The following is a 23740-nucleotide window of genomic DNA, read 5'->3' as shown; positions in this document are numbered from 1 at the left end:
CGCGGTCGCGCTCTGGCTGCCACCCGGTCGGCGGATGGGATTCTGGCCGGTCCTGAGATCCGGGCTGGCGATCGTCCGCTCGGCGATGGCGCTGCCGGCCGACGACCGGCGGCGGATGATGCCCATGTTCCGGCAACTCGACCAGAAGAGTAAACAGCACGTCCCAGAGCCGCACTGGTACCTGATGGCCCTCGGTACCGAGCCCCACCGCCAGGGACAGGGCCTGGGGTCCGCCCTCGTCAGGGTCGCGACGCAACGCGCCGATCAGGCGGCCACGAGGACCTACCTCGAGACCGAGACGGCCGACAACGTCCGCTACTACGAGCGACACGGGTTCGAGGTCGTGGAGGAGGTCACGACCGTCGGACTCGGCGTCCCCGTCTGGCTGATGATCCGACCGCCGAATCCCGACGGGTAGCGCGCCGAGCGCCCGTCCCAACGACGCCGGACGTGATGTTCAACGGCGGCGGGCGTCGGTGAGCACGGGCCAGCCGATCGGTCCGAGGCGGGGGATGCGGCGCTGATGGATCACGTCGAACCCCGATCGTGCCAGCAGCTGCCGCATCCGGTGCGACGGCATCGCCCTGACCGGCGTGCCGCCGGCTCGCGTGACGCTTCGCACCAACCGGTCGCCGACGTCGGTGACCAGGGCGATCGACGCCACGACCAAGCGGCCACCGCTGCGCAGCACGTCCGCCAGGTCCTGGAGGGCCCGAGCCTGGTCCGGATACCAGTGGAACGACTCGGTGCAGACGACGAGGTCGACCGAGGACCGAGTCAGCGGAAGCCACCCTGCCGATGCCCGGACCAGGCCGTACCTGTCGGCGTCCGAGCTCGCCAACCGGTCCGCTGCTCGGGCGAGCATGCCGTCGGAGACGTCGACGCCGACGATCGTCGCCTCGGGAAAGCGCACGAGCAGCCGCCGGGAGAGCTGGCCGGTCCCACAGCCGAGGTCGACGACGGTCTCCGGCTCGAGGTCGTCGACGCGTGCCAGCACGGCGTCGTGCACCGGCCGGTACGCGACCCGCTGCAGGGCTGCGCCGTCGTAGGCGGCCGACCAGCGATCGAACAGCGAGGTGCGACCGTCGGCACGAGCCATCCCGACAGCTTGCCAGCAGCTCGCGCCATGCTCCGTTCGTGCCTCGTGTCGCCACTGTCGGCGCAACGTCGCGGTCACCGCCGCGCCGGCGAAACACCTACCGCGGAGCGATGGCGGTGACGCCCGGCCGACGCGGCGGATGGAGCCCGCTCGGCCGACACACCCTCACCGTCGAGCCGCTACGTTCGCGTCCGAGATGCCCACGAACCCCGACGTCGATGCCTACATCAGCCGGTCGCAGCAGTGGCCGGAGGAGATGGCAGCGCTGCGTCCGATCCTCCTCCGCGCCGGGCTGACCGAGCAGATCAAGTGGCGCACGCCCTGCTACAGCCACGGCGGGAGGAACATCGCCATCGTGCAGGAGATGAAGGAGTTCCTGGCCCTCATGTTCTTCAAGGGCGCATTGCTCGCCGATCCCGACGGCGTGCTCGAGGACCAGGGCCCGAACTCACGGTCGGCCCGCCGGATTCGCTTCACCTCCGTCGACGACGTCGCCCGGCTGAGCGGCACGGTCGAGGCCTACCTCGCCGAGGCCGTCGACGTCGAAGAGGCGGGCCTCGCCGTCGGCCCGGCGCCCGACGTCGAGCTCGTCGAGGAGCTCCAGCGGCGCCTCGACCGGGACCCGGCTCTCAGGGACGCATTCGAGGGGCTGACGCCCGGCCGGCAGCGCGAGTACCACCTCCACGTCTCGGCCGCGAAGCAGGCCGCAACCCGCGAGGCCCGGGTCGAGAAGTGTGCCCCGAAGATCCTCGTCGGCAAGGGCCTCCGCGACCGCTGAACCGTCGACGAGCACGAGGGGCGGCTCGATCCATCGAGCCCGTAGTGTCGAGGGTTCCACCCCGACGTGCTCGACAGCGAGCCCGTCACCGCCGATGAGGAGCTCTCCATGACGACCCGACGTTCGATTGACGGCCGAACCGTCTGCATCACCGGTGCCTCCAGCGGCTTCGGTCGGGCGATCGCCGAGCACCTCGGCTCGCTCGGTGCCCACGTGTTCCTGATGGGCCGCACGATCGAGCCGATGGAGGAGTCCGCAGCGCGCATCGTCGACGCCGGCGGGCGAGCCGACGTGGCCACGTTCGACGTCACCGACGTCGGGGCACTCCAGAGCTGGGTGCAGGGCGCGGCGGATCGCACAGGACGTCTCGACGTCCTCGTCAACAACGCCGGCTTCGGCGACGTCGGCTCGACCATCGCCGACGGCGACCCGGCGTTCTGGAAGGGCATGCTCGAGGTCAACGTGCTCGCGCTCGCCGTCGGGTGTCAGGCCGCGATCCGGGCGATGCGAGCGACGGGCTCGGAGGGCAACATCGTCAACATCTCGTCCGTCGCCGCGATCCGACGCGAGTCGGGCGTGTACGGCGCCACCAAACACGCCGTGAACTGCATCAACTCGACGCTGCGTCAGGAACTCGAGGACGACACGATCCGGGTCACGGCGATCCTTCCCGGCGCGTTCGCGACGAACTTCACCCGCAACCTCGACCCGGCGATGATCGAGGGCTTCGCCGCGATGGCCGGCATCACCGACGTCGAGCTCGACGAGCAGGGTCGCCTCCCCGACGACCGGCTCGAGCAGTTCCAGGCTGCCATGGCCACCACCATCGGCCACGTCGAGCACGTCGCACGGGCAGTTGAGTACGTCGTCACCCAGCCGATCGAGCTCAACATCGAAGAGCTCGTCATCCGCCCGCAGAAGAGCCTCTTCTAGCGCCGCCGGGGGCGCCGTCGCACATCAGTCCTTCACAGACGGCCCTCGCCACCTGCAGGTCGACTGCTTCGAGCCGGCACCTCGCCGCGACGCGGCGGCGACGATGTCCGCTCCCGAGGCAAGCCGCCTGCAGCCAGCCGAGCGCGGCTGACATCGCGGTCAGCTCACAGGTCGACGCCGCCGACGCGCAGCGCGGAGTACACGAGGGCGGCGGCGCCCCAGTAGACGAAGAAGCCCCAGTAGTAGGTGAAGTACTTGAGCGGCCCGCGCGAGGGGTACACGTACTCCTTCTCCATGAACCAGAGGATGACGTTGATGTAGAGCGAGATCGCCCCTGCGGTCCCGAAGAGCGCGTACCCCCAGGCCTCACCGAGCAGCGCACCGACACTGCCGACCGCGAGCAGCGGGACGACGATCAGCCAGTCCGCCCACGCCGCACCACGGGAGAACCGGAAGTGCGTCTGGTCCCGCCATTCCTCGCCCGCGCCGATCAGCCACTCCTTCGTCCGTGCGCCGTGTGGACTCACCAGCATCGAGAACTGAGCGGCCACGAGCGGCCCCATGGTGATCACCCCCCAGACGACGAGCAACCAGGTGACGATCGTCGGATCCATGTCCTCTCCTCTCGCTCAGGGAATCGCCCTGCCGGTGCGGGGGCCGCACCCACGACTCCATTGGTGCTCCGGCGTGCCCGCCCATGCAACCCCGACCACTCGCACGATGCCCATCGATGCCGATGAGGGCCGTCCGAAACGCAGCCGCGACACATGCGGCGTCGAACCTACGGCCTCCCAGTCGATCTAGGGTTCGACCATGACCGATGCCAGCGATGTGCGGCGCGCGGCAACCGTGTGCTCGGAGTTCCTCAGCGCCACCGCAGACGCCGATTGGGACATCGCGATCTCCGACCTCGAGCTCACGGTCGCCGGCGTCATCGCCCACGCAGCGGAGGGCTGCCTCTGGTACGCCATCGACCTCGCGGCCGGGGGCACGGAGCTGCAGGCCGTCGAGCACCGCGTGAATGCCGACGGTTCGAACGCCGACCTGATCGACACGATGAGGGCGTACGCAGACATCGCCGCATCGGTCATCGACGCCAGCCCCGACTCGGCACGGGGTTTCCACCCATTGGGGGCCGCTGATCCATCGGGGTTCGCTGCGATGGCCTGCGACGAGCTGCTGATCCACACCGACGACGCGGCGCGTGGCCTCGGCCTCACCTTCCACCCACCCGACGATCTCGCCCGGTCGGTCCTGCGACGACTCTTCCCGTGGGTGACGCCGGCCGACGACGCCTGGGAGCAGCTGAGGTGGGCCAATGGGCGCATCGCCCTCGGGGATCTCGATCGGCTCGCCGGGTGGGCGTGGCACTGCGCACCGCTCGAGGAGTGGGATGGCAGCGTGCCCACGAGACCGGACCCGCCCGCAGCCATCTGAGTCCGCATCGGGAGCCAGCTGTCGTCGGCAGACGCGACTTCAACCATCACCTGCCGAGGCAGCAGGCCGACCTCCGAGCAGGTACGTGATCGGTGCTCCGCCGGACGGCACGATCACGCGGCCGGCCTCCCACCCGTATCCATCACGGTCGAGCCCGGTGGCCAAGCTCTCGAGGTCGGCGACGCGGTACGAGCGCAGGTGGGACACGATCCCGTCCCAGAGGTACAGCGCCGGCACCACGGGCAACACATAGGTCCAGACCAGCCGTCCCCACCGGAACGGCTTGATCGCCGGTGTCTGCGCCCAGACGACGATCGGCGAGAGCAACATCCCGAGCACGTTCCGCCACCGGGCCTCGGTGAACTCGAAGACGGCGATCGGCACGCGTTCGTCGGCCGCACGACGGAGCAGTTCCCTGGCCTCGGCCCGCCCGAAGTGATGGAGGCCGGTGAAGATCGTGCGGCATCCCACCAGCTCGGCGGGGATCGAGCGGGCGTCGACCGGCACCGGGTGGTACCCGCCCCGGTCAGCAGGAACCGGCCCGTCGTAGGGATGGATGTCGGTGAACAGGACAGTGGGCGCAGACTCCTGCATGGCCGCAGCGAGCACCGGCCACGGCCCGCCGGCCCCGCTGCACAGATCGACCACGTGGCGACACTCGTTGGCGGCGAGCCAGCGCGTCAGGATCGGCAGCGCCGGCAGGTAGACCTCGCCGACCTGGTGACGGAGCAACTCGGTGAGATATCCACGGAGTCGCCGCGGGAGCCACGGTTGATCCTCCCACTCAAACAGGCGGATCAGCATCGCGGTCACCGAAGTCGTAGCGGCCGGGCGCCAGGATGTTCTTGGGGTCCAACGTTCGTTTCAGCGCGTGCACCAGCGAGCGGCCGGACGGCGACGGCCGTGCCAGCAGCCCGAGCCGGTACGGCTCGAACCCGTCGCCCGAGAGCGCGGCCGCGAGCGACCGATAGCAGTCAAGCGCGCGCTCGTCCTCACCAGCGACGTCGCGGTCGTACAGGATCGAGATCACGGCGTACACGGCGCGGGGGCTCACCGCCTGGAGCGACATGATCGGTTCGAAGCCGTGTTCGGGAAGCATGTGCTCGACGATCTCCACGCAGCGGCGGACCGCGTCCGCCTCGAAGGGCATCACCGGTGCGTGCCAGATGACGCCGCATCGGTCGCGATCGGGGTCGGGGTCGGGAGGTGGCGGCGCTGGCTTGCGCCAGTAGGCCTGGTGCAGGGCGTGGCCGGTGTCGGGGTTGAAGAAGGGGCCCGGCTCGTTGATCGCCGACAGCGAGAGATCCTCTGCGACGCCTGCGAGCGCAGACCGGAGCCGGCCCGCGTGAGCGCTGAGTCCCTGCTCGGTGGGTGCGTGCAGGCCGGCCTCGCCGAACCAGGCACCTCCGCCGATCTCGTCGACGATCCGCCGCAGCACCGCGTCGGGCAGCGGTGTGCGGCCACCCGTCTCGCCGAACGGGTACTGCTCCTGCAGCGAGATCACCTTCACCGCGTTGTGGAGTCCGATCGACGTGGTGATGGTGCCTTCCATCCGCAGGAGCTGGAGTACGTCGACCAGCGCCCCGAGCCGTCCTGGTTCCGTGAGCTTGAACGAGACGTGCTGGTGCCATGCGGGAATGGGGTCGAGCCACAGGGTCATCCGCGTGACGATCGCGAGGTTCGACTGGACGAACATCCCGTCCAGCGATGGACCGAGACCCCAGCGATGGACGTGTGCCGAACGGCTCGCCGGTGGAGCCCCGGTCTCGGTGCGGTCACCGTTGGCCAGCACGACTTCGAGCGCAGCGATCTGGCCGGCGCGATCCGGATGGATGCCCTGGACGATCCCCCGTTCGAGGGTGTTGCCGACGACGCTGGCGTCGGCCGTGCTTCCCGGGACCCCGACGTACAGTCGCGACCCGCGCTCACGGAGGTAGTCGATCAGCTGGCGAAACGTCACGCCGGGCTGTACGGACACCACGCCCCGCCGCTCGTCGTAGTCCTCGATCGAGCACATGCGGTCGAGGCTCAGGATGACCGCACCGTCCGTGTTCGGCACCCGCGAGCCATAGCCCCAGTTCTTGCCTCGGCTGATGGGATGGACGGGAACCTCAGCGTCGTTGGCGATCCTCACGCACCGTTGCACCTCGCCTGCGTCGGCCGGACGAACGATCGCGGACACACGTTGGTCGGTGGCGAACGTCGCCGTTCCCGCCGCGCGCAGCGCGTCTGGGCCGGTCGATACCCGGGACCCGCCGACGACCACCCGCATCGCTTCCACCGCTCGGGCGAGACGGTCGCTACCGGTGCTTGTCACGCTCGCGCCTGGCGGCGTCGCGGTCGGCACGTGCGTCGCGCTTCATCTTGTCGGCGTCGGCTCGCGCCTTGTCGGTGATGTCGGATGCCTGAACGTGCGCGTCCTCGCGCTTGCGCGTGGCGTCGCTGATCGCGTGGTCGATCTTGCGACGCGAGTCGGTCTGCGCCTGAGCGAGGCGACGCCGATTGTCGGCTCGGTCCTGCTCGTGCTCGGTCCGCTTCGCGTCGATCTCGGCTTCCTTCTCGGCGTGCGTTCGCTTCAGCTCGTCGTTCTTGGCGGCCACCTTCGCGTCCGACTCGGCGTGGGCGTCGCCGACCTCACGCGTCGCGCGCTCCTGCGCTGCCTTGCGCTCCCGATAGGCGAGAACTCGTTCCTCGTGTTCGACGCTCAGCTTGGAGACGAGTTGCATGCCGCCCTCCGACGGGATGTCGAACAGGTGCTCGGGCGCCGCCGAGCCGTCGATCGGGCCACGGAGCGCGAACGTCTCGCGGTAGTTCCGCATGTTGGCGCGGATCTCCTGATCGGTGCGGGCCACGTCCCAGATGCGCAGGTCGGAGATCAGGCCGTGGAAGAGCTGGTCGGTTCTCCAGCGGCCCAGGTACACCGGCTCTCGGCCCTCGAGTGGTGGGCTCGGGGTGTTCGTGGCGTCGCGCTGGCCGTTCAGGAAGATCGCCTGCTCCTGCGCGGCGGCGTCGTAGCGGAAGGCCGCGTGGTACCACCTCCCGGCCTCGAGCACGGTGCCGCCGCTCGCACCGCTGCCGGTGAAGCCGAGGTGCAGGCGTTGGTCGCGGACGACGAGGTGGAGGCCCTGCAGATGGCCGGCGGTATCGGTGCCGAGGAGCGGGAGGTCATACGGTGCGAACCCGGCCACCTTGAACCAGCACTCCACCGTGAACGAGCTGCCCGCCAGCCCCAGCTCGGACGCCGTGCCCATCTTCACGTAGTCGCTGATCCCGTCGAACGAGAGGACGGCGCGGGGCGGGTACACGACGGGCGGTGCATCGCCGTGCTCCCACGTCGGTCCGATGCGAATGCTCGGGACGACGTCACCCGGCTTGTGCAGCGTCAGGCTGGCCTTGATCTCGGCCTGCGACAACGCGCGACTCGCCACATGCAGGTCGGCGATGTGACCGGTGAACTGATACGCATACCAGCGGCCGATCATGGTGATCCGGTCCGGGTCGGCCTCGAGCGGATCGCGATCCTTCCCGACCCCATCGAGTTCGCCGTTGACGAAGATCGCCTGTTCGCGCTGCTCTGCGTCGTAGCGGTATGCGAGGTGGGTCCACCGCCCGGCGACGAGTTCGGTGCCACCTGCGATGTCGTTGGCCCAGAACCCGAGGTAGGCCCGTTTCTCGCGGATCGTCAGGTGGAGCGTCTGGTTGACGCCGTGCGGAAGGGCCATCGTCATGATCGGTGCGTCCCAGGTCGGCAGGACGTCCGGACGCACCCAGACCTGGACCGTGAAGCTCTTGCCCGTCACCGCTGCGACGTGCGGCTGCGGGAAGCGCACGTAGTCGGCGGGACCGGTGATACGGAGCGAGTGGTGGGGTGCGCTCATGTTGGGTGGCAGCTCGGACGCGTCGAACGCCGCGCCACCGACGACGAGGTCCGGGGTGTCGCGGGCCGAGTTGTGGATGGTGAGGCCGTCGCCCTCGTCGAGCTTCCAGTGGCCGACGATGCCGGGGGTCGCAGGGCCGATGGTGTCCTCCCACGCCGACCAGTAGACCTCGCGTCTCAGTTCCGGGAACTCGTCGGAGACGAAGTCGAGAGCGAGGCCGCGCAGCGGATGATCGACCGCGTAGAGATCGTCGGGCTGCGAGCCGTCGAGCGCGGCGCCACGAAGCATGCCCAGCTCCTTGTCGATCCAGTACAACCTGCCGCCCTCACCGTCGACGGCCAGATCGATGGGAAACGGGGCGTCGGCGGCTGGTACGACGAGGCGAGCGTCGGATCCGTCCAGACCGGCACGCCAGATGCCGAAGTCGTTCGTCCAGAAGAGTTGCTTGGTGTCGTTGTCGACCTCGAGCTGCCACATGTGCTCGCGCGCGGGACCGGTGATGTCGAGGACGAGCTGATGGCCGGACCCGTCGTATCCGACGCTGTAGATGCCACCCGTACCTGCGATGTAGAAGACCCGTTGGCCCTCGGTCTCCACCGCAACCGACGTGATCGGCCTCCCGGGCTCGCTCACGACCACCGAGTGGTCGTTGCCGTCGAGGTCGGCCGAGTGGAGCGTGAACGGCACGATCGCCTGCGCCCAGAAGATCCGCTTGCGCTCCTGGTCGATGGACACGTCCGTCGCGTGCACGCTCACCGGCTGCTTCTCGCGGGTGATCTCGACGGTGATCGAGCCGCTGTTGTCGGCGTAACCGGCACCGAACCCGCCGGCGAGGTCGTCGTTGGCGATGAGCTCGAGCTCGCCCTCGAGCCCTGGCGGGGCGGTCGTCCCCTGTCCGACGTAGAAGACGGTGGTGCCGATCCGCCCGATGAGCGACCCCTCGGGCTTGCCGGGCATGGCGTATCCCTGCTTCGCCCGGTACTGGCGTGCGCCGGTGGCGGTGAGGTTGCTCGCGGCCGGGCTGATCGACCAGTTCCCGCTGACGTACCTGATCAGCAGCGTGTCAGTCGGGCCCACGGCGATACCCGTGCCCTGCCAGAGCTGGCGAGCGGCCACGTCGCTCGTGACGGTCTCGACGTTGCCGACGAAGAACTTCTCGAGCTCGTGCTTCGGGTCGACGCGGTGGATGTGGCCGGCGTGGATGAAGTACAGGTAGTCGAAGCGGGTGCTGTTGATCTTCTTCGCCGCCTCCGCGTGCGCCTCCTGCACCTTGGCGGCGGCGGCATGCTTCGCCTCCTGCAACCGAGCGCTGGCTTCGACCTGATGATCGTGCACCCGTTGCTGGTTGTAGAGCTTCACGCGGTTGAGGAACTTGGTGCTCTCACCGCCGCGCCCCGACGGCGGGAGCTGCTTCGGCGGCACATCCGCCGATTCGGCGGCCGTCGGAGCGGCTCGCTTGCCTCGACGCGCCGGGTGTGCGCCTCCAGCATCGAGCAACGCGGCCATGCGCGTCACCGAGGTGTGTCGGCGGAGGCCGCGCTCGGGCAGATCTGCGGCCACCGGTGAGGCGGGCGCAGCCCACTGCACCCCGCCCTTGATCGTGCCGTGGTGGGCGTTGCCGGAGGCGTCGCGAACCGTCTCGCCCTCCCCCTCGGCCATTCGCCAGTAGGCGACGAGGTCGGGGTCGTCGAGGTTGATCCGCCCGTTCATCTCCTGTCTCACCTGCCAGGCGGGACGCGCGTTCCTCCAGATGGCGAGGCCGGCCATCTGGCCCTGGAAGAGGCCGTCGTCCCACCCGGGACGCTTCCCGATCAGCAGGTAGTGGTTGCTCGTCGCCATCGGCGACGTGACGTTGTGAGCGCGGTCGAGCTTGCCGTTGATGTAGAGCTTGACGTTGCCCTGCGGGGCCGAGACGTCGAACGTCACGGCCAGGTGGGCCCATCGGTGCATTGGCAGCTTGGCACTGCTCTTGTACTCGGGCCCGCGCTCGAAGACGAACCTGCCGTGCTGCACCTGGGGCTCGTAGGTCGCGTAGTTCTTGCTCAGGACGGTGGCCTGGAGTGCATAGCCGACGGTGGGGCGCACCCAGGCTGCGATCGTGATGGCGTCGGTCAGGTCGAAGTCGGCGTGCCGGCCGATCTGGACGTAGCCCCCCTCGAAGGAGAGCACGTGCTGGCGATCGACGATTCTCATGACTGTCCCATCACCCCTAGTACTTCTTGATGGCGTTCCACGCCTTCTTGGCCGTGCTGGCGATGGCGTGCCCCGCCGATTCGAGCGCATGGGCCGCCGCCTCGGCGAGGTGCTTGGCTTCGTTCCAGAGCTTGGCGGCCTCGGCGGCGAGGGCGTCGACCACGGCCCGGGCGGCGTGGATGATCCCGTCGGCGACCTTGCGGGCGTCGTCGAGGATCTTGGCGACCTCCTGCTCGACCGCCCTGCCGATCTCCTCTACCTCGTGAACGGCTTCGCTCGCCAGGTGTTCGATCTCGTGGGCCACCACGGTCGCCTCCTGGGCGATCTCCTCGCCGATCGCTTCGATCTCGTGGACGGCTTCGGTAGCCACCTCGGCGATCTCGCCGCCGATCTTCTCGACCTCGTGCTCTGCCGCGGTCAAGATCTCCGCAGCCTCGGTCTCGGCTTCGTCGAGGATCTCCTTGGCCTTGTCCTTGATCTCCTGGACTTCGTGGGCCACGGCGTCGACGGCGTGTTCGACCGCCTGCTCGGCGTCGCCGACGATCTGCTCGGCCTCGGCGAGCGCCTTCTCGCCCACCTCGACGATTTCATGGCCCACCGCCTCGGCGGCTTCGCCGATGGCCTTGCCGGCGTCCTCGAAGAACTGCTCGGCGGCGGCGAACATGTCGCCGAAGATCTCGCCGAGGTGTCGGATGATGTGCTCGATGATCAGCTCGGGCAGCTCGGCGAGCGATGACGGAGCCACGTCCAAGCGGAGCGTCGGGAGGTCGAGGCGGGCACCCTCGAACTCGAAGTTGCCGGTGATCTCGAAGAGGAAGCGCTCGGGGCCGACATCGACCTCGAGTTCGATGTCGAAGCCGGCGTCGAGGTGAATCGTCCCGAAGTCGACGCCGAGGATCTCGACGGGGCCGAGGTCGGCCTTGAGGTGGAGGCCGAACTGGGAGTGGAGCTTGAACCCGTCCTTGCCGACCGTGAAGTCGAGCTCGGCCTCGGCGACGTCGGTGATGCCGTAGACGAGCTTGAAGAGGATGCCGTCGCTGGTGACGAGGGCCTCGACCTCGACGTGCTCGATGTCGAGGAAGGACACCAGCAGCGTCACGTACAGGTAGGGCGACTGGCTGGTGCGGAACTGGATGGCGGGCCCGCCCGGCGGGACGACCTGCACCCGCTCGATGTCGTGGGTGTCCGCGGCGGGCAGTGCCTTCAGCTGCACCGGCCGACCGTTGCGCTCGTTGATGAAGACGCCCTTGCCGTGGCCGGTGACGGCGAGGATGGGCGCGACGTGGATCGGCGAGGTCTCCAGGTCGCCGGCGATGCCGACGATCTGGTCGATCTCGAGCGCGGCGTGTGCCTCGAAGCCGAAGATGTCGACGTTGCCCCCGAACCGGAGGCCGGGCTGGGCGACGGTGCCATCTGGCAGCGTGACGACCGATTCGGCCCAGTAGAAGCTGAGCTGGGTGACCTCGAGGTCGTTGACGAACGACGGCAGCGAGGACGTGTCCGCCTCGGGCGCGAAGACCTGCATCGCGGTCTTCACGTCGATCTCGTCGAGGTAGAAGGACAGGAGGAGCGGGTTCGGAATCTCCTCGACCATCTCGAGGACGAAGGCGAAGTCGTCGCCGGCCGGGGCGTGATTCCCGATGTGCGACTTGCCCTCGAGGCCGAGGTCGAGGCCGGGCGCAGGCAGGAACTCGACTCCCAACAGGAAGCCGACCTCGTCGAGCGTCAGGCCGGCGATGCCCATCGGCGCGTGCCAGCCGTCCTCGAACTCGACGTCGACCGAGAAGACGAACGCTTCGGCGCTGATGGCGATGGCCGGTGTCACGTCGATCGTCTGGTGGTCGAAGTGCATCGCCAGTTCGCCGGACAGGCGGAAGATGACGTCGTCGGCGAAGATGAACTCGAGGGCGGCATTACCGATCTCGAGATCGGACGAGCCGCCGGTCGGGATGGTCACGCTCCCGTCGAGCACTGCTCGCAGGGTGATCCTCGCTCCGGGGCTCCACGACGCCGAGATCGTCAGGTGGGTCTCGGGGATCACGGTTCGCAGCGCCGTGATCTCGCCGGTCTGCTCTCCCTGGTCGATCGCGATCACGCCGACCACCGAGATGCCCTTCGCCAGCTGGAGCGTCGTGTCGGCGGCGACCGGTCTCCGTGCCGGGGTCGTCGCTGCGGCGCCGCTGCCGACGTCTACGGACTGGAGCGCCGGGAGCTGAGGCATCGCGAAGGCCTTCACGTCGGCCGATGAGATGAGGATCCCGAGCTCTTCGAACCTGAAGATGTCGGCGGCGCCGAGTTCGTCGCCGAGTACCGGGATGTCCGACAGCTGGCTGTGCCCGGCGTACTCGAGGCCGAACACGAACTCCCAGCTGCCTTCCGCTGTGGGCGGTGCGGATGGATCGGGCGCGCCGAGCGGCAGCTTGCTGGCCATGAGGAACGCCTGGCCGTACGTCGCGGAGTCGGCGACGAGGGTGAGCGTCTCCCGCTCGGCCTGGTACTCCAGGTAGGCCTTCTTCAGGTTGAGGTCGACGCCCGACGGGATCTCGACGTCGTGGCTGGCGCCGATGGCCGCGAGCAGCGTGTCGATGCCCAGCAGGTCCGCTTCGTCGGTGCTCTCCCAGGACGCCCTGAAGACGTGGCTCTCCTTGCCGATCTCGTACTGGAGCGTGAACAGCGACGACCCAATCGTGAGGTCGCCCTCCATGTAACCGGCCAGCTGGCGCTTGCCGGTCGATCCGTCGACGGTCGAGGCGAGTTTGACCTCGGCGTGGATCTTGCCGGCCTCGCCCGGGATGAACGGGACCTCGATCTCGGTGTCCGTCTGGCCCTCGAAGTCGAACTCCTTGGTGGCGGTGTTGAAGCGGACGTCGAGGTTCCGCAGTGTGATGTCCGGGACCTCGGAAGGCAGCGACGCCCCGAACAGCTGGAGCAGCTCGGCGACGAGGTGCGTCAGGTTGATCTGGGAGGTGCCGGAGGTGCCGCCCTCGAACGCCCACCCACCCGTGCTCTCGCTCCGCCCGGACAGGAAGAGTGCGGCGCCGGCGATCTCGAACGTGCCCGCCGCGTCAACTCGTGTGGAATCGCGGGTGGTGTCGAACTCGAACGACAAGCCGGTGATGGTGAGCTGCTGGCTGCCGATCGGGATCTTCCAATCGCTCGTCAGCTCGGTGTAGAAGCCGTAGTCAGCCCCGGCCACATCGGCCGAGAGTCGCAACTCGGTGCACCTGAGGTCGGAGATCCCGACCACGTCGAGGTCGAGGCCAATGTGGCTGAACAGCCGACCCAGATCGATCTCGTCGTCCTCGCCCAGGCTGCACAGCACGAACCCGTCGGGCAGCCGGGCGGTCACGTCGAACCCGACACCGTCGATGAACATCGTCCCGGCGATCGCGAGGGACAGCGCCCGCGCCTGGCTGGTGTTGAGCGGATCGATGATGTGCCAGGCCAGCTTGGCGTTGCCGACTTCGAGGATGTCGGGCACCACGGGCCAGGTCCTGCCTTCGCTCGACTCGAGCTCGAGCTCGACGAAGAGCACGGTCTTGTCCGATGGGCGGAGCGTCAGCGCGACGTCCGAGAAGTAGAGGCCGGTGTCGCCGCGCAACGCGGCGGGGAGCGACTGCTCGAGGTCGTCGGCGCCGACCAGGTTGGCGAGCTGGCCGAGGCTTGGGACCTTGACCTGATCGGGGACGAACTTCCCCTCCTGGACGATCAGGTCGGCGCTGCCCAGTACGAGCCGGGTGGCGATGTCGAGCTCGAAGCCGTCCACCTTGAGCGTGCTCTCGATCTGGAAGTAGGAGTCGGTGCGCTTGGCAGCGTCGAGGCTGGAGAAGAGCACGATCTCCACGTCGTCCAGCGAGATGTCACCGAACGTCACGGCGAAGGGAACCGGGGCCCGCAGGTCGAGACTGGGGGTGTCGCCGGTCAGGTCGAGCCCACCGGAGAGGTCAGCCGTTGCCGAACCGGCGAACTCGGCGACCTCGGCGAGGGGGCCGTCGAAGCGCAGCGACGCTGCCAGGCTGACGCCGTCGCCGATGTGCACGCCGGGCTGAGCCTCGGCCGGAGCAGACGAGATGTACGCGATCACGTCGGAGATCGACAGCTCGTCGAGGAAGGTGTCCTGTAGGTACGGGAAGCCCTGCGAGTAGTTGAGGCTCTCGGGGAGGTTCTCGAAGCTGTCGGAGAACTTCCAGTCGGCGGGCAGGACAGCGGTGACGAGCAGGTCGAAGCCGGACGGCACCTCGTTGAAGTCGATGCGGGCGTCGACCTCGATCCCGAGCAACGTCGTCGTCCCGGTCACCGTGACGGTGGCGCCCGAGACAGGCTCGATCACCGCGTCCCGGATGGCCAGCAGCCCGCGGGGAACATGGTCGGAGAGGAACGGCGTGACACCTACGTGGGCCAGGAAGCGATCGTCGATGGCAACGTTGCCGGCGGTGAACGTGGCGGTCAGGTAGTGATGGAGGCCGCCCGCGTTCATCCTGCACCCTCCCGCCGTGTGGGGCCGCGTGCCCGCAGGCCCGCCGGGATGCCGGACCGAGTCACAACGTCAGCGACGCGATCACTGCACAGTGATCGCTGATCTTGCGGGCGTTGCTGATCTCGAGTGTGCAGTTCGTCGGGTTGTACGTGAACGTCAGCTTGTCGGCCGCGACGTGCGTCTGGAGGTGATTCTCCACGGTCGCAACGCTGCCCGACATGTGGAGCTGGTTGACGAGGATGTTGTCGTAGGCGTTCGCCAGCAGGTCATCGAAGGTGGTCGGGATGTGCGCGTTCTTGTGGTTGGCATACGTGGCCGGGTCCTTGGCCACGAGCGTCGTCGGCTTGCCGTTGTTGAGCCCGGCGAAGTTCCTCATGTAGCCGTCGATCGCAAGTCCGAGGCTGCAGGCATAGATGTTCCTGTTCCACGGCCCGAACTGGTTGGAACTCGGGGCGGTGTCGTAGTTGAAGTCGGCACTGACGAGCAACGGCTGTTGGACGTCGACCGCGAGTGCGCTCGACGGATTGTTGGTGTGCAGGATCGCCAGATCCTGCAAGCTCTCGGCGAAGGCTCGAAGCTCCTGGTCGATGTTGATGTGTTTCGGCTGCGGGGTGTGCCAGGTGATCACCTGAAGCACCTTGTTGGCTGGTTGTTGGAGCGCGAACTTGAAGAGCACCGGCACGCGATTCAGGAACGTCGTCTTGGTGCCGCTACTGGCCTTTTGCGGGAAGTTCGCCTCCGTGACCCCGGCAACGTGCACCGAGCCGTCGGTGGAGGCGTTGTTGAACACGACCGAGTTGAACTCTCCCTTGCGCGTGACATAGGTGCGATCCGTTGTCGTGACGGACCCCCAGCCCTGCCCCACCGAGGCCGCAAGTTGCTGAACGGCTGATTCACCCGTCTTGATCGTGACCTCGATGATCGCGAGCAAGTCGACGTTGTTGCTTCTGATGAAGTTGGTGTACGCGACCAGGTTCGTGTGCCGCTGGTGGGTCTCCAGATCCTCGAAGAGCCGGGCAAGGCTGCGCTCCGAAACGTTCTTCATGTTCCACAGCGCGAATTTCAGCGGCACGACGCATCTCCTCGTCCCCCGACAGCCCGCATCGATCGCATTGGCTGGGCCATGTTCACCCCGATTCCCCGACGGCCGAGCCTAAGTGTCGCCTTGGCAGTGCGCAAGCGATTGACGGCCACAGCCGTTGAAGCGCGGTCGGTCCGCTGCGCGGTGTGCGGTACGCGAACGGATACCGGGCCGCCCGCGCTACATGCCGCGTGCGGTGAGAAGATGTCCCGATCGGCACCGACGACGTCGGGGGCTGGTCGCGGCGATCGCCGCCGGGGACGGTCGCCGCTGGCAGCTCCGCCCACGACCGTGACCCCAGACGTCACCGGGCACCACGACGGACATCATGACCAGCTGGAACCGATGAACAGTCAACGCACCGAACCGACGGCCCTCGAGCTCCTCCCAGCGGTCGACATCGCCGATGGCCGGACGGCGCAACTCGTGCACGGCGGCGCCGGGGCCGGGAACGTCGAACCTCCTGCCGAGGCGGCACTCTGGTGGCAGGGCGGCGGTGCCGAGTGGATCCACCTCGTCGACTTGGATGCGGCGTTCGGGCGTGGCCACAACCGGGACCTGGTGGCGCACATCGTCGGCGCACTCGACATCGACGTCGAGATCAGCGGCGGGATCCACGACGACGAGTCGCTGAACGCGGCGCTCGCGACCGGATGTCGCCGGGTCATCATCGGCACCGCCGCGCTCGAACGGCCGGCCTGGTGCGCCGCCGCGATCGCTGCGCACGGCGACCGGGTCGCCGTCGGTCTCGACATCCGAGGTCGCACGCTCGCCGCGCGGGGCTCGACCCGCGTCGGCGGAGACCTCTTCGAGGTGCTGGAGCGATTCGATCGCGAGGGCTGCGCCCGCTACGTCGTCACCGATGTCGACACCGACGGCATGCTGTCCGGCCCGAACCTCGAGCTGCTGCGCCGCGTATGCGCCGCGACGGACCGACCGATCGTGACGTCGGGCGGCGTCGCGCAGCTCTCCGATCTCGAGGCCCTCGTCGACCTGGTCGCGATCGGCGTGGAGGGAGCGATCATCGGGACGGCGCTGTACGACGGCCGCTTCACGCTGGCAGATGGGCTTCGCGTCACCGTCGGACGGTGAGCGACGACCTGTCGATCGGCGATCGCCCCGCAGGCACAGCCGTTGCAGGAACCGACCCCGTCGCCCTCGATCCCATCGGTCTCGGGTGCAGCACCTTGCGTGACGTGCGCCGGCCGAACGCGGTCGGGCGGCCCATCGCACCCTCGTTAGCGTGGCGCGGATGAGCGGCGACTGGTCGAACCCGGTGACGGTCGCGGAGATGTACGGCGACTGGGACTACGACGCCGCAGTCGCGGCGCTCGATCGTTCGCTGTCTCCCCGCCCGAGCGTGGCGATCTTCGACGTCGTCGCAGCACTCGGCGTCGGGCCCGGCGACGTCGTGCTCGACATCGGCGGCAGGGAGGGTGAGCACGCCCTGCTGATGGCCGAACGGTTCGGGTGCCGGGCGATCTCGGTCGACCCGGTCCCTGCGAACAACGATCGAGGCCGCGTGCTCGTGGCGGCACACGAGTTCGGTCGCCTGGTCGAGCTGCGGCCGGGCTCGATCGAGCAGATCCCGGCCGACGACGCGAGCGTTCGGCTGGTCTTCGCTCGCGACATGCTCGGTCACATCGAGGATCTCGAGCTGGCGTTGAGTGAGTGCCGGCGCGTGCTCGCTCCGGGTGGACACATGGTCGTCTTCGAGGTGTTCGCGACACCGATGCTGCATCCCGACGAGGAACGCCGGCTGTGCGCGGACACGGCGACGGTCCCCGAGCGGCTGTCGGTTGCGAACTTCGAGGCCACGGTGGCCGCCACGGGCTTCTCGGTCGAGCGACTCGACGTCCTCGGCTCGGAGCACGTCGAAGCCTCACAGGAAGCCGGTACGGCCCCGAACTACCTGCTGCAGGTGTCGCGTCTCCGTCGGGACCGGGAGCGCCTCCTCGACGAGCTCGGCGAGACGACCTACCGCGTGATGTACGGCAACGCCCTGTGGAGCATCTACCGGCTGATCGGCAAGCTGGAGAGCCGCATCTACGTCCTCTGCGGCGGCGAACGCAACGCAGCTCGCAGGGCTTGACCGGCGACCGGCGAACCGATCGTCCCTCCCCCTATTTCAAGCTGCCGAGACAGGTCGCCGCACTGCTCACCGACATCACCACCGAACTCGCGATCGCCAACCCGCCGCGAGCCGACTCATGACCCTTCCCGACGACCACCGCTCGAACGTGCTCGCCTGTCACTGCGATCTCGCTTGACACGACCACCACCAGGGGTCAACATCGCCGTGGCAGCTCCTGCGACGTGAAGCGGCCCGCAGAAGGGGAAAGGCGACAGTGTCCGGGCCGACGGGGCTCCCTCGTCAGACCTCGTCCAAGGTGCCGGTGAACGCGACGATCGATGCAACCCGGACGCCGCAGCGCCACCGGGTGGTGTTGCGAGCGTCGCTGTGGCCCAAGGTGCTGCGGCGTCTCGTCATCCGGGCGACGTTGCGTGAACTCGTACGAGCACCCTGCCGAACCATCCGCAAACTGCAAGGAGACATCGTCATGGCCAACACGTCAGCATCCGAGGAGTTGCTCGCTGCGCCGGTCGAGGAGCTCGTCGAAGGTCTGGGCCTCGCCGTGGCCGTGGCCAACGCCGAGCTGTCCAAGAGCGAGTCCGGCGTCATCTACACCATCCCCGAAGCCGAGGTGGAGCTGAAGGTCGCGATCACCATCAACAGTGCCCGCGAAGCGGAGCTCGGAGGCGGGTTGAAGCTCAGTGCCTTCAACGTGAACGCGTCCTACAAGAGCACGTACTCCTACAGCGAGGAGGCGTCGAGCCGCATTCGCCTCGTCCTGCGCGCCGTGCCGCCCGAGCCGGGGGAGAACCCGGAGCCAGCCGCCCCGAAGCCATCCGGTTCCTGAGCCGGTATGGAGAGCGTGCCCGACGACCGCACCGGCGCCGGCCGATTCGGCGTCCCATTGGACAAGGTGCTCGACGAGTTCCGCGAGGCGGTCGCGAAGTCGGCCGGGACGGCGCTGCGCGAAGCCCGTGAGCGCAGCGACGTCCGTACCGGCAGGCGGCCGGCGTTCGGCATCGACGGGCTCGATGTCGAGCTGGCGGTCGGCGTCGACGTCCGGGTCGAGGACGGCGACGGAGACAACGAGGTGTTGCTCGACTTCCGACCCCCGGCCGATGCTCCGTCGCACATCCGGTTCCGCATCCAGCCGCTCCCGGTGGCGACGCTGCAGGAGCCCTACCTCTACGTCCGGTCCGTCTACGACCCCGCAGGCACCTACGCGCGTCACGAGTACGAGGCAGAGATCCGAGACGAGGACGACCGACCGGTCTCGTTCGCCAACATGACGGTGCGCATCACGCGCGCCGATCGCGAGCGAGGGCAGATCCACGAATTCGACATCAGCGCTGATCGCTCGGGATCGGCCCGGTTCGTGGTGTACACCCGAGAGGGGCACGTCGAGCTGGAAGACGGCAGGACGGAACCCCTGCCGGCGAAGAGGGCTCGGTCGTGGGAGATCCGTGTCAGTTGCTCCGACCCGGTGACCGAGTCGGAGCCCGTCATCGTCAACGCGCCGGGGAGGTCGGGAAGTGGCCGATGAGATCAGCCCGGTCGGCGTCGACCTGGACAAGCTCCTCACCAGCATGACGGACTCACTGATCAACGCCTCCGAGCACGTCCACGAGCGAACCACCACCAGCGGGCACGGCTACGTCATCCCCGAGATGAGCGTGACGGTCCAGATGTCCTTCAGCTACGAGAGCGGGAAGGTCAAGGGCTGGCTCCGCAAGTCGACGCAGACGTCGACCCAACAGGTCGAGAGCTCGGTGTCGTTCAAGGTCGTCGCCATCCCCGAGTTGACAGGCCAGATGAGCTCGCGAGCACAGGATCACCAACGGGCCGACACCGAGCACTGGAGCACCAGGAAGTCGTAGGCGGAAGCGCCACCGGCTCGCCCGACGTGAGCGAATCCGTGGGTGCCAAGTCGAGCGACACGAGCGTGGGAGGGCCTCCTCAGGTGCTGGGCCCGGCCCGGCCGGTGAAGTCCTCCATCGTGTGGTAGACGCCGAAGACTCGATCGGCGAGGAAGTCGCGCACGCCGGTCGGAACGACACCTTTGAGCATCTCGCCGAGTTGCACCGTCTTGGGGAGGACGACGAACGGCCGCCCGGCGAGCGTCGCCTTCCACGCCTCGTCGACGACCTCGGCGGGGTCGAGGATCGGGAGCAGCGGCGCCGACTTCGCCCCCTCGAACATCCCGGTGCGCGTGTAGTACGGGCACACCGTCGTCACCTTGACGTGGTCGTGGCCGGCCTGCTTGAGCTCGAGCCGGACCGAATCGGACCACCCGATGACCGCCCACTTCGAGGCGGCGTAGGCCGCCATCCGCGGGTTGGGGGTGAACCCCGCCGCGGAGGCCAGGTTGAGCAGCCGGCAATCGCCCGGCGCGCCGATCATCGCCGGGAGGAAGGCGTGGGTGACGTACATCGGGGCGAGCGTGTTGACGTCGATCGTGAACTTGGCATCGCGCTCGAGGTCGGTCTCCCAGAAGTACCGGTTGCCCCGGACGACACCGGCGTTGTTGACCAGGACGTCGATGCGGCCGACATCGTCGAGGATCGTGGCGGCCGTGTCGGCGACCGCATCGGCGTCACTGACGTCGACGACGTAGCCGCTGACCTCGCTCGGACCGCCGCCGAGCTCTGCGAGCGTGCCGTCGAGGGCGGACTCGTCGACGTCCCAGAGCACGACCGCCGACGCCTGCTCGGCGATGGCACGTTCGGCGAACATCCGGCCCATGCCCATCGCGGCGCCGGTGACGAGCACGTTCTTGCCCTCCGCAGATCTCATGTCGACTCCTTCGACTCGGCCCCGGCGCCGGTCGGCTCGCGCTCGGCCCGGGCGGCCAGCGCCGCCGTCCGGATCCGTTCGAAGTCCTCGTCGGTGTACGGCCCGTTGACGCCCGAGATCGTCGCCAGCTTCATCCCGTGCTTGAGGCCGAGCTGGTAGATCTCCTTGACCTTCGGCCAGCTGATGCTGCGACCGACGGTGAAGTTCTCGTAGCGACCGTCGAGCGCCAGCACGATCGTCTCGGCAAGGCAGGCGTAGACGACGTGGTCGGGCAGGCCGATGTTCTTCATCCGCACGTCACCGGGCAGCTCGACCTCACCGGACTCGATGACCAGCACGTCGGGTCGCTTGGCGACGTCCTCGGCCGACATGTCGAGCGGGCGGGCGACGTCGGTGATGACGCAGCCCGGCTTGACGCTCATGATGTCGAGCACCTTCTGCCCCGCCGCCGACGTGGCCGTGACGATCATGTCCATGTCGGGCAGCGCAGCCGCCGGATCGGTCGCGACGTGCACGATGGCACGCGGGTCGTCCCGCTCGATCTCCTTCTTGATCTGGAGCAGCTTCGCCGTCTCCGGCGACACGAGCCAGACCTCGTCGGCGGCGAGGGCGAGCAGGCGCGCGCACACCGACCCGATCGCCCCGGACGCGCCGACGACCATCGTCTTGCCGTGCAGGATCCCGTTCTCGTCGGGCTCGGCGATCCCGAGCCGGCGCACCGCCTCGTGAGCCGCCCACAACGCGCCCGAGGCGCTGTAGCTGTTGCCCGTGGTCACCGGTAGCGGCGCCTGCTTGGCGACCGTGACGCCGGCGTCGCCGACCACCTTGGTGAACGCGCCCAGCCCCATGATCTGCGCGCCGAGACGCCGCGACAGATCGGCGGCCTCGAGCAAGCGCGAATAGGTGAACTCGGGCGGGTGGGCGAGCATCTCCTTCGGGGTGCCACCGACCGTGATCAGCCAGCCCTCGGCCTCGTCGCCGGTGTCGGAGACGATGCCGGTCACGTGGCTGTAGACGAACGGGGGGATGTAGGCGACGGCCTTCTCGACGACCTGGCTCATGCCGGGGATGTTCGTGATCCGGCCGAGCGGCTCGACGTTCTTGAAGTACTCGGTCGACAGCGGGTGGATGACGAACGAGAAGCGGCTCTTGCGGCGGTAGCCGTGGGGCCACAGCAGTCGCGACTCGAGCTCGGCGTCCTGGATGAACTGGGCGAGATCGTCGGTCGTGAGCTCCTGCCCCGCCGGCAGGGTCGCGGCGACCATCGCCTCGTACATCGCTGGCACGACGACGAAGTCGAACGGCTGCGGGGTGACGTCGACGACGAGGTCGGCACCGAGCTCGCTGAGCGCGGCCAACCGCTCGTCGGAGACGGTGCTGGTGATCACCGCCTTGCCGGCGAGGTCCGGCAGGCCGAAGCGCATGAGCTCGGAGAACGAGCCGATGATGACGTCGGCGTCCTCGGCGGCGAAGTGGGCGACCTTGTCGCTGACCAGCCCGACCGGCCCGGCGACCTGGTCCTTCACGAAGCCGGGGACCTGCCGCCAGGCGAACTCCCCGATCCCGGCGGCGGCCGCCGTCACCGGGTTGGTCTTGACCCGGCCGGGCAACACGATGTCGTGACCGGCGTCGTCGAACACGATGTTGTCGGTGAACTCCCGCAGCACCGCGATCGTCCTGTCCCGCGTCGTCCCGCCCACGACCACGACCCGGGCGTTGGTGAAGTACCCCGGCATCTCGGCTTCGACCCGGCGGATGGCCCACTCCTGGAAGATGTCGGTGACGAGCGAGTCGTCGCGGACGGGAACCAGCGTCGTCGATTCCTTGATCCGCTGCAGGTCCTCGACCTGGCCGGCGTCGTGACCGGCGGCCCGGGCCTCGCGCACCCCGCTCACGGCGATGGCGTCGGCCTTCCCGGACCAGTGCTCGAGACCTTCCTCGGCTGCTTCGGCATCGCCGCTCGTGCCGACCCGGATCAGCCGGAAGCGGTGACCGCCGAGCGTGACGCGCTCGTCGTAGTCCCACTCGTCGCCCTGGAAGGTGACGTTGACGACGATCTTGTACTTACGCGCCGGCATGGCACGGGTGGAGTCGGGCACCTGACGGAGGTGCGATCTGACCAGTCATGACTCCTCTGTAGTCCCGCGACCAGGTCGTTGGCCAGGGCCGAAGGGCTGAAGCGTTCCGGGATGAGTGGCCGGGTTCCGGGGCGACGACTGCGGGTCAGTTCACCCGTGTCGCCAGGAACGTTGATGCGCTGTCCGCGGTTCCGAAGCTGCCACCCAGGTCGACGGCGACGTCCACTCGCCACGAGACGGCGTCGGGGTCGGACGCATCGAGGTCCTGGGCGGTGTAGAACGCCGTCGAGCCGTTCTCGATGTCGCTGCACAACAGCGAGGGACCCTGACAGTCGACCACGGTCTGGGTGCCCGTTCCGGTGGCCAGATCGAAGGTGCCGGTCGTGAAGATGTTGCCGATGCCGAGCGCGTTGACCACCTCCTGGTCGAGCGCGAACGTCACCTGGTCGCCGTCGAGGACGACATCGCCGACGTAGGTGTACTCGGAGTCGGCGACATCGCTCGTTCGACCGACCAGGCTTCCGGCGCCGCTGACGGCGTGGGTCCGGTCGGCGAGGCCGCTGAACGGGAGCTCCCCGACCATCACGTCGAGGTCGTACCAGTGCTTGACCGCATACTCCTGGGCGTTGTCGCGGAAGAACACCACGTCGGGCGCCGGGCCGACGAAGGCGTCCCACGGCGTCGCGAATTCCGTCACGGCGACGTCGGCCGGCAGCTGAACCGGAACGTCGAGCGTCTCGGCGTCGTAGTAGTGGAGGTCGCAGATGGCGTTGAGGTGGCAGACGATGTCGCCCGCCTCGATCCAGTCGAGCGCGAGCTCCTCGCGGGTGGTGCCCGCCGTGTCGAACGTCGCCTCGAACGTGACCGTCGCCGACGACAGCCGGGTGCGGACCTCACCTTCCGAGAGCTCGTGGCGGAC

At 68.4% G+C, this 23740-nt stretch carries 19 protein-coding genes; 9 read left to right on the top strand and 10 right to left on the bottom strand.

Features of this window, described 5'->3' with window-relative positions:
• On the top strand, positions 1-418 hold a 418-nt coding region (locus QNJ12_RS16250; RefSeq protein WP_300624147.1), incomplete at its 5' end, for an N-acetyltransferase.
• A 39-nt stretch (positions 419-457) separates the two neighbouring features.
• On the opposite strand, the gene QNJ12_RS16245 is transcribed toward QNJ12_RS16250, so the two are convergent.
• Positions 458-1099, bottom strand: a complete 642-nt coding sequence (locus QNJ12_RS16245) for a class I SAM-dependent methyltransferase (RefSeq protein WP_300624146.1) — start codon at positions 1097-1099, stop codon at positions 458-460.
• A 196-nt stretch (positions 1100-1295) separates the two neighbouring features.
• Here QNJ12_RS16245 and QNJ12_RS16240 point away from each other — a divergent pair, with 196 nt between their 5' ends.
• Both QNJ12_RS16240 and QNJ12_RS16235 read left to right on the top strand, forming a co-directional pair.
• The gene (locus QNJ12_RS16240) at positions 1296-1877 is read left to right on the top strand and encodes a YdeI family protein (RefSeq protein WP_300624145.1); all 582 of its coding nucleotides are present in this window, start codon (positions 1296-1298) and stop codon (positions 1875-1877) included.
• 108 nt (positions 1878-1985) lie between these two features.
• Positions 1986-2810: an SDR family oxidoreductase gene (locus QNJ12_RS16235; protein ID WP_300624144.1), complete on the top strand. Its 825-nt coding sequence runs from the start codon at positions 1986-1988 to the stop codon at positions 2808-2810.
• Positions 2811-2974: 164 nt separating this feature from the next.
• Here QNJ12_RS16235 and QNJ12_RS16230 read toward each other — a convergent pair whose 3' ends face one another.
• A complete protein-coding gene (locus QNJ12_RS16230) occupies positions 2975-3424 on the bottom strand; it encodes a hypothetical protein (protein ID WP_300624142.1) in 450 nt (149 codons plus the stop codon).
• Between the two features lie 199 nt (positions 3425-3623).
• On the opposite strand from QNJ12_RS16230, the gene QNJ12_RS16225 reads away from it, so the two are divergent.
• Complete coding sequence (locus tag QNJ12_RS16225) at positions 3624-4247, top strand: hypothetical protein (RefSeq protein ID WP_300624140.1); 624 nt, start codon at positions 3624-3626, stop codon at positions 4245-4247.
• 39 nt (positions 4248-4286) lie between these two features.
• On the opposite strand, the gene QNJ12_RS16220 is transcribed toward QNJ12_RS16225, so the two are convergent.
• From QNJ12_RS16220 to QNJ12_RS16200, 5 genes are all read right to left on the bottom strand, one after another.
• Complete coding sequence (locus QNJ12_RS16220) at positions 4287-5051, bottom strand: hypothetical protein (protein WP_300624139.1); 765 nt, start codon at positions 5049-5051, stop codon at positions 4287-4289.
• Positions 5032-6519 carry an FAD-binding oxidoreductase gene (locus tag QNJ12_RS16215; RefSeq protein WP_300624137.1) on the bottom strand — a complete coding sequence of 496 codons (1488 nt, stop codon included), beginning with the start codon at positions 6517-6519 and terminating at the stop codon, positions 5032-5034. The genes QNJ12_RS16220 and QNJ12_RS16215 overlap by 20 nt, the downstream gene beginning before the upstream one ends.
• A 28-nt stretch (positions 6520-6547) precedes the next feature.
• Positions 6548-10318: a LamG-like jellyroll fold domain-containing protein gene (locus tag QNJ12_RS16210; RefSeq protein ID WP_300624135.1), complete on the bottom strand. Its 3771-nt coding sequence runs from the start codon at positions 10316-10318 to the stop codon at positions 6548-6550.
• Positions 10319-10334: 16 nt separating this feature from the next.
• Positions 10335-14795, bottom strand: a complete 4461-nt coding sequence (locus tag QNJ12_RS16205; RefSeq protein WP_300624133.1) for a hypothetical protein — start codon at positions 14793-14795, stop codon at positions 10335-10337.
• A gap of 61 nt (positions 14796-14856) precedes the next feature.
• Positions 14857-15867: a hypothetical protein gene (locus tag QNJ12_RS16200; protein WP_300624131.1), complete on the bottom strand. Its 1011-nt coding sequence runs from the start codon at positions 15865-15867 to the stop codon at positions 14857-14859.
• A gap of 354 nt (positions 15868-16221) precedes the next feature.
• Here QNJ12_RS16200 and priA point away from each other — a divergent pair, with 354 nt between their 5' ends.
• The 5 genes from priA (at position 16222) to QNJ12_RS16175 (ending at position 19827) form a co-directional block, all read left to right on the top strand.
• Positions 16222-16968, top strand: coding sequence for a bifunctional 1-(5-phosphoribosyl)-5-((5-phosphoribosylamino)methylideneamino)imidazole-4-carboxamide isomerase/phosphoribosylanthranilate isomerase PriA (gene priA, locus QNJ12_RS16195; RefSeq protein ID WP_300624129.1), 747 nt, complete (start codon positions 16222-16224; stop codon positions 16966-16968).
• Positions 16969-17128: 160 nt separating this feature from the next.
• Positions 17129-17968 carry a class I SAM-dependent methyltransferase gene (locus QNJ12_RS16190; protein WP_300624127.1) on the top strand — a complete coding sequence of 280 codons (840 nt, stop codon included), beginning with the start codon at positions 17129-17131 and terminating at the stop codon, positions 17966-17968.
• Between the two features lie 469 nt (positions 17969-18437).
• Positions 18438-18797 carry a hypothetical protein gene (locus QNJ12_RS16185; RefSeq protein WP_300624125.1) on the top strand — a complete coding sequence of 120 codons (360 nt, stop codon included), beginning with the start codon at positions 18438-18440 and terminating at the stop codon, positions 18795-18797.
• Positions 18798-18803: 6 nt separating this feature from the next.
• Complete coding sequence (locus tag QNJ12_RS16180; RefSeq protein WP_300624123.1) at positions 18804-19493, top strand: hypothetical protein; 690 nt, start codon at positions 18804-18806, stop codon at positions 19491-19493.
• Positions 19483-19827 (top strand): hypothetical protein, encoded by a 345-nt coding sequence (locus QNJ12_RS16175; RefSeq protein WP_300624121.1) that lies wholly within the window; start codon positions 19483-19485, stop codon positions 19825-19827. The genes QNJ12_RS16180 and QNJ12_RS16175 overlap by 11 nt, the downstream gene beginning before the upstream one ends.
• Before the next feature lie 79 nt (positions 19828-19906).
• Here QNJ12_RS16175 and QNJ12_RS16170 read toward each other — a convergent pair whose 3' ends face one another.
• From QNJ12_RS16170 to QNJ12_RS16160, 3 genes are all read right to left on the bottom strand, one after another.
• A complete protein-coding gene (locus QNJ12_RS16170) occupies positions 19907-20743 on the bottom strand; it encodes an SDR family NAD(P)-dependent oxidoreductase (protein WP_300624119.1) in 837 nt (278 codons plus the stop codon).
• On the bottom strand, positions 20740-22821 hold the full coding sequence (locus tag QNJ12_RS16165) for a hypothetical protein (RefSeq protein WP_300624118.1): 2082 nt from the start codon (positions 22819-22821) through the stop codon (positions 20740-20742). The genes QNJ12_RS16170 and QNJ12_RS16165 overlap by 4 nt, the downstream gene beginning before the upstream one ends.
• A gap of 145 nt (positions 22822-22966) precedes the next feature.
• The coding region (locus tag QNJ12_RS16160) for a hypothetical protein (protein WP_300624117.1) at positions 22967-23740 on the bottom strand (774 nt) is incomplete at its 5' end.

The sequence above is a fragment of the Ilumatobacter sp. genome (assembly GCF_030065885.1).
In the GTDB taxonomy this organism is placed as follows: domain Bacteria; phylum Actinomycetota; class Acidimicrobiia; order Acidimicrobiales; family Ilumatobacteraceae; genus Ilumatobacter.
This window is presented reverse-complemented; position numbering and strand designations above follow the sequence as displayed.

Excerpts from the sequence above, each read along its gene's own strand:
- QNJ12_RS16245 (WP_300624146.1), bottom strand. The coding sequence starts at position 1,099 with ATGGCTCGTGCCGACGGTCGCACCTCGCTGTTCGATCGCTGGTCGGCC.
- QNJ12_RS16240 (WP_300624145.1), top strand. The coding sequence starts at position 1,296 with ATGCCCACGAACCCCGACGTCGATGCCTACATCAGCCGGTCGCAGCAG.
- QNJ12_RS16235 (WP_300624144.1), top strand. The coding sequence starts at position 1,986 with ATGACGACCCGACGTTCGATTGACGGCCGAACCGTCTGCATCACCGGT.
- QNJ12_RS16230 (WP_300624142.1), bottom strand. The coding sequence starts at position 3,424 with ATGGATCCGACGATCGTCACCTGGTTGCTCGTCGTCTGGGGGGTGATC.
- QNJ12_RS16225 (WP_300624140.1), top strand. The coding sequence starts at position 3,624 with ATGACCGATGCCAGCGATGTGCGGCGCGCGGCAACCGTGTGCTCGGAG.
- QNJ12_RS16220 (WP_300624139.1), bottom strand. The coding sequence starts at position 5,051 with ATGCTGATCCGCCTGTTTGAGTGGGAGGATCAACCGTGGCTCCCGCGG.
- QNJ12_RS16215 (WP_300624137.1), bottom strand. The coding sequence starts at position 6,519 with ATGCGGGTGGTCGTCGGCGGGTCCCGGGTATCGACCGGCCCAGACGCG.
- QNJ12_RS16210 (WP_300624135.1), bottom strand. The coding sequence starts at position 10,318 with ATGAGAATCGTCGATCGCCAGCACGTGCTCTCCTTCGAGGGGGGCTAC.
- QNJ12_RS16205 (WP_300624133.1), bottom strand. The coding sequence starts at position 14,795 with ATGAACGCGGGCGGCCTCCATCACTACCTGACCGCCACGTTCACCGCC.
- priA (WP_300624129.1), top strand. The coding sequence starts at position 16,222 with ATGAACAGTCAACGCACCGAACCGACGGCCCTCGAGCTCCTCCCAGCG.
- QNJ12_RS16190 (WP_300624127.1), top strand. The coding sequence starts at position 17,129 with ATGAGCGGCGACTGGTCGAACCCGGTGACGGTCGCGGAGATGTACGGC.
- QNJ12_RS16185 (WP_300624125.1), top strand. The coding sequence starts at position 18,438 with ATGGCCAACACGTCAGCATCCGAGGAGTTGCTCGCTGCGCCGGTCGAG.
- QNJ12_RS16180 (WP_300624123.1), top strand. The coding sequence starts at position 18,804 with ATGGAGAGCGTGCCCGACGACCGCACCGGCGCCGGCCGATTCGGCGTC.
- QNJ12_RS16170 (WP_300624119.1), bottom strand. The coding sequence starts at position 20,743 with ATGAGATCTGCGGAGGGCAAGAACGTGCTCGTCACCGGCGCCGCGATG.
- QNJ12_RS16165 (WP_300624118.1), bottom strand. The coding sequence starts at position 22,821 with ATGCCGGCGCGTAAGTACAAGATCGTCGTCAACGTCACCTTCCAGGGC.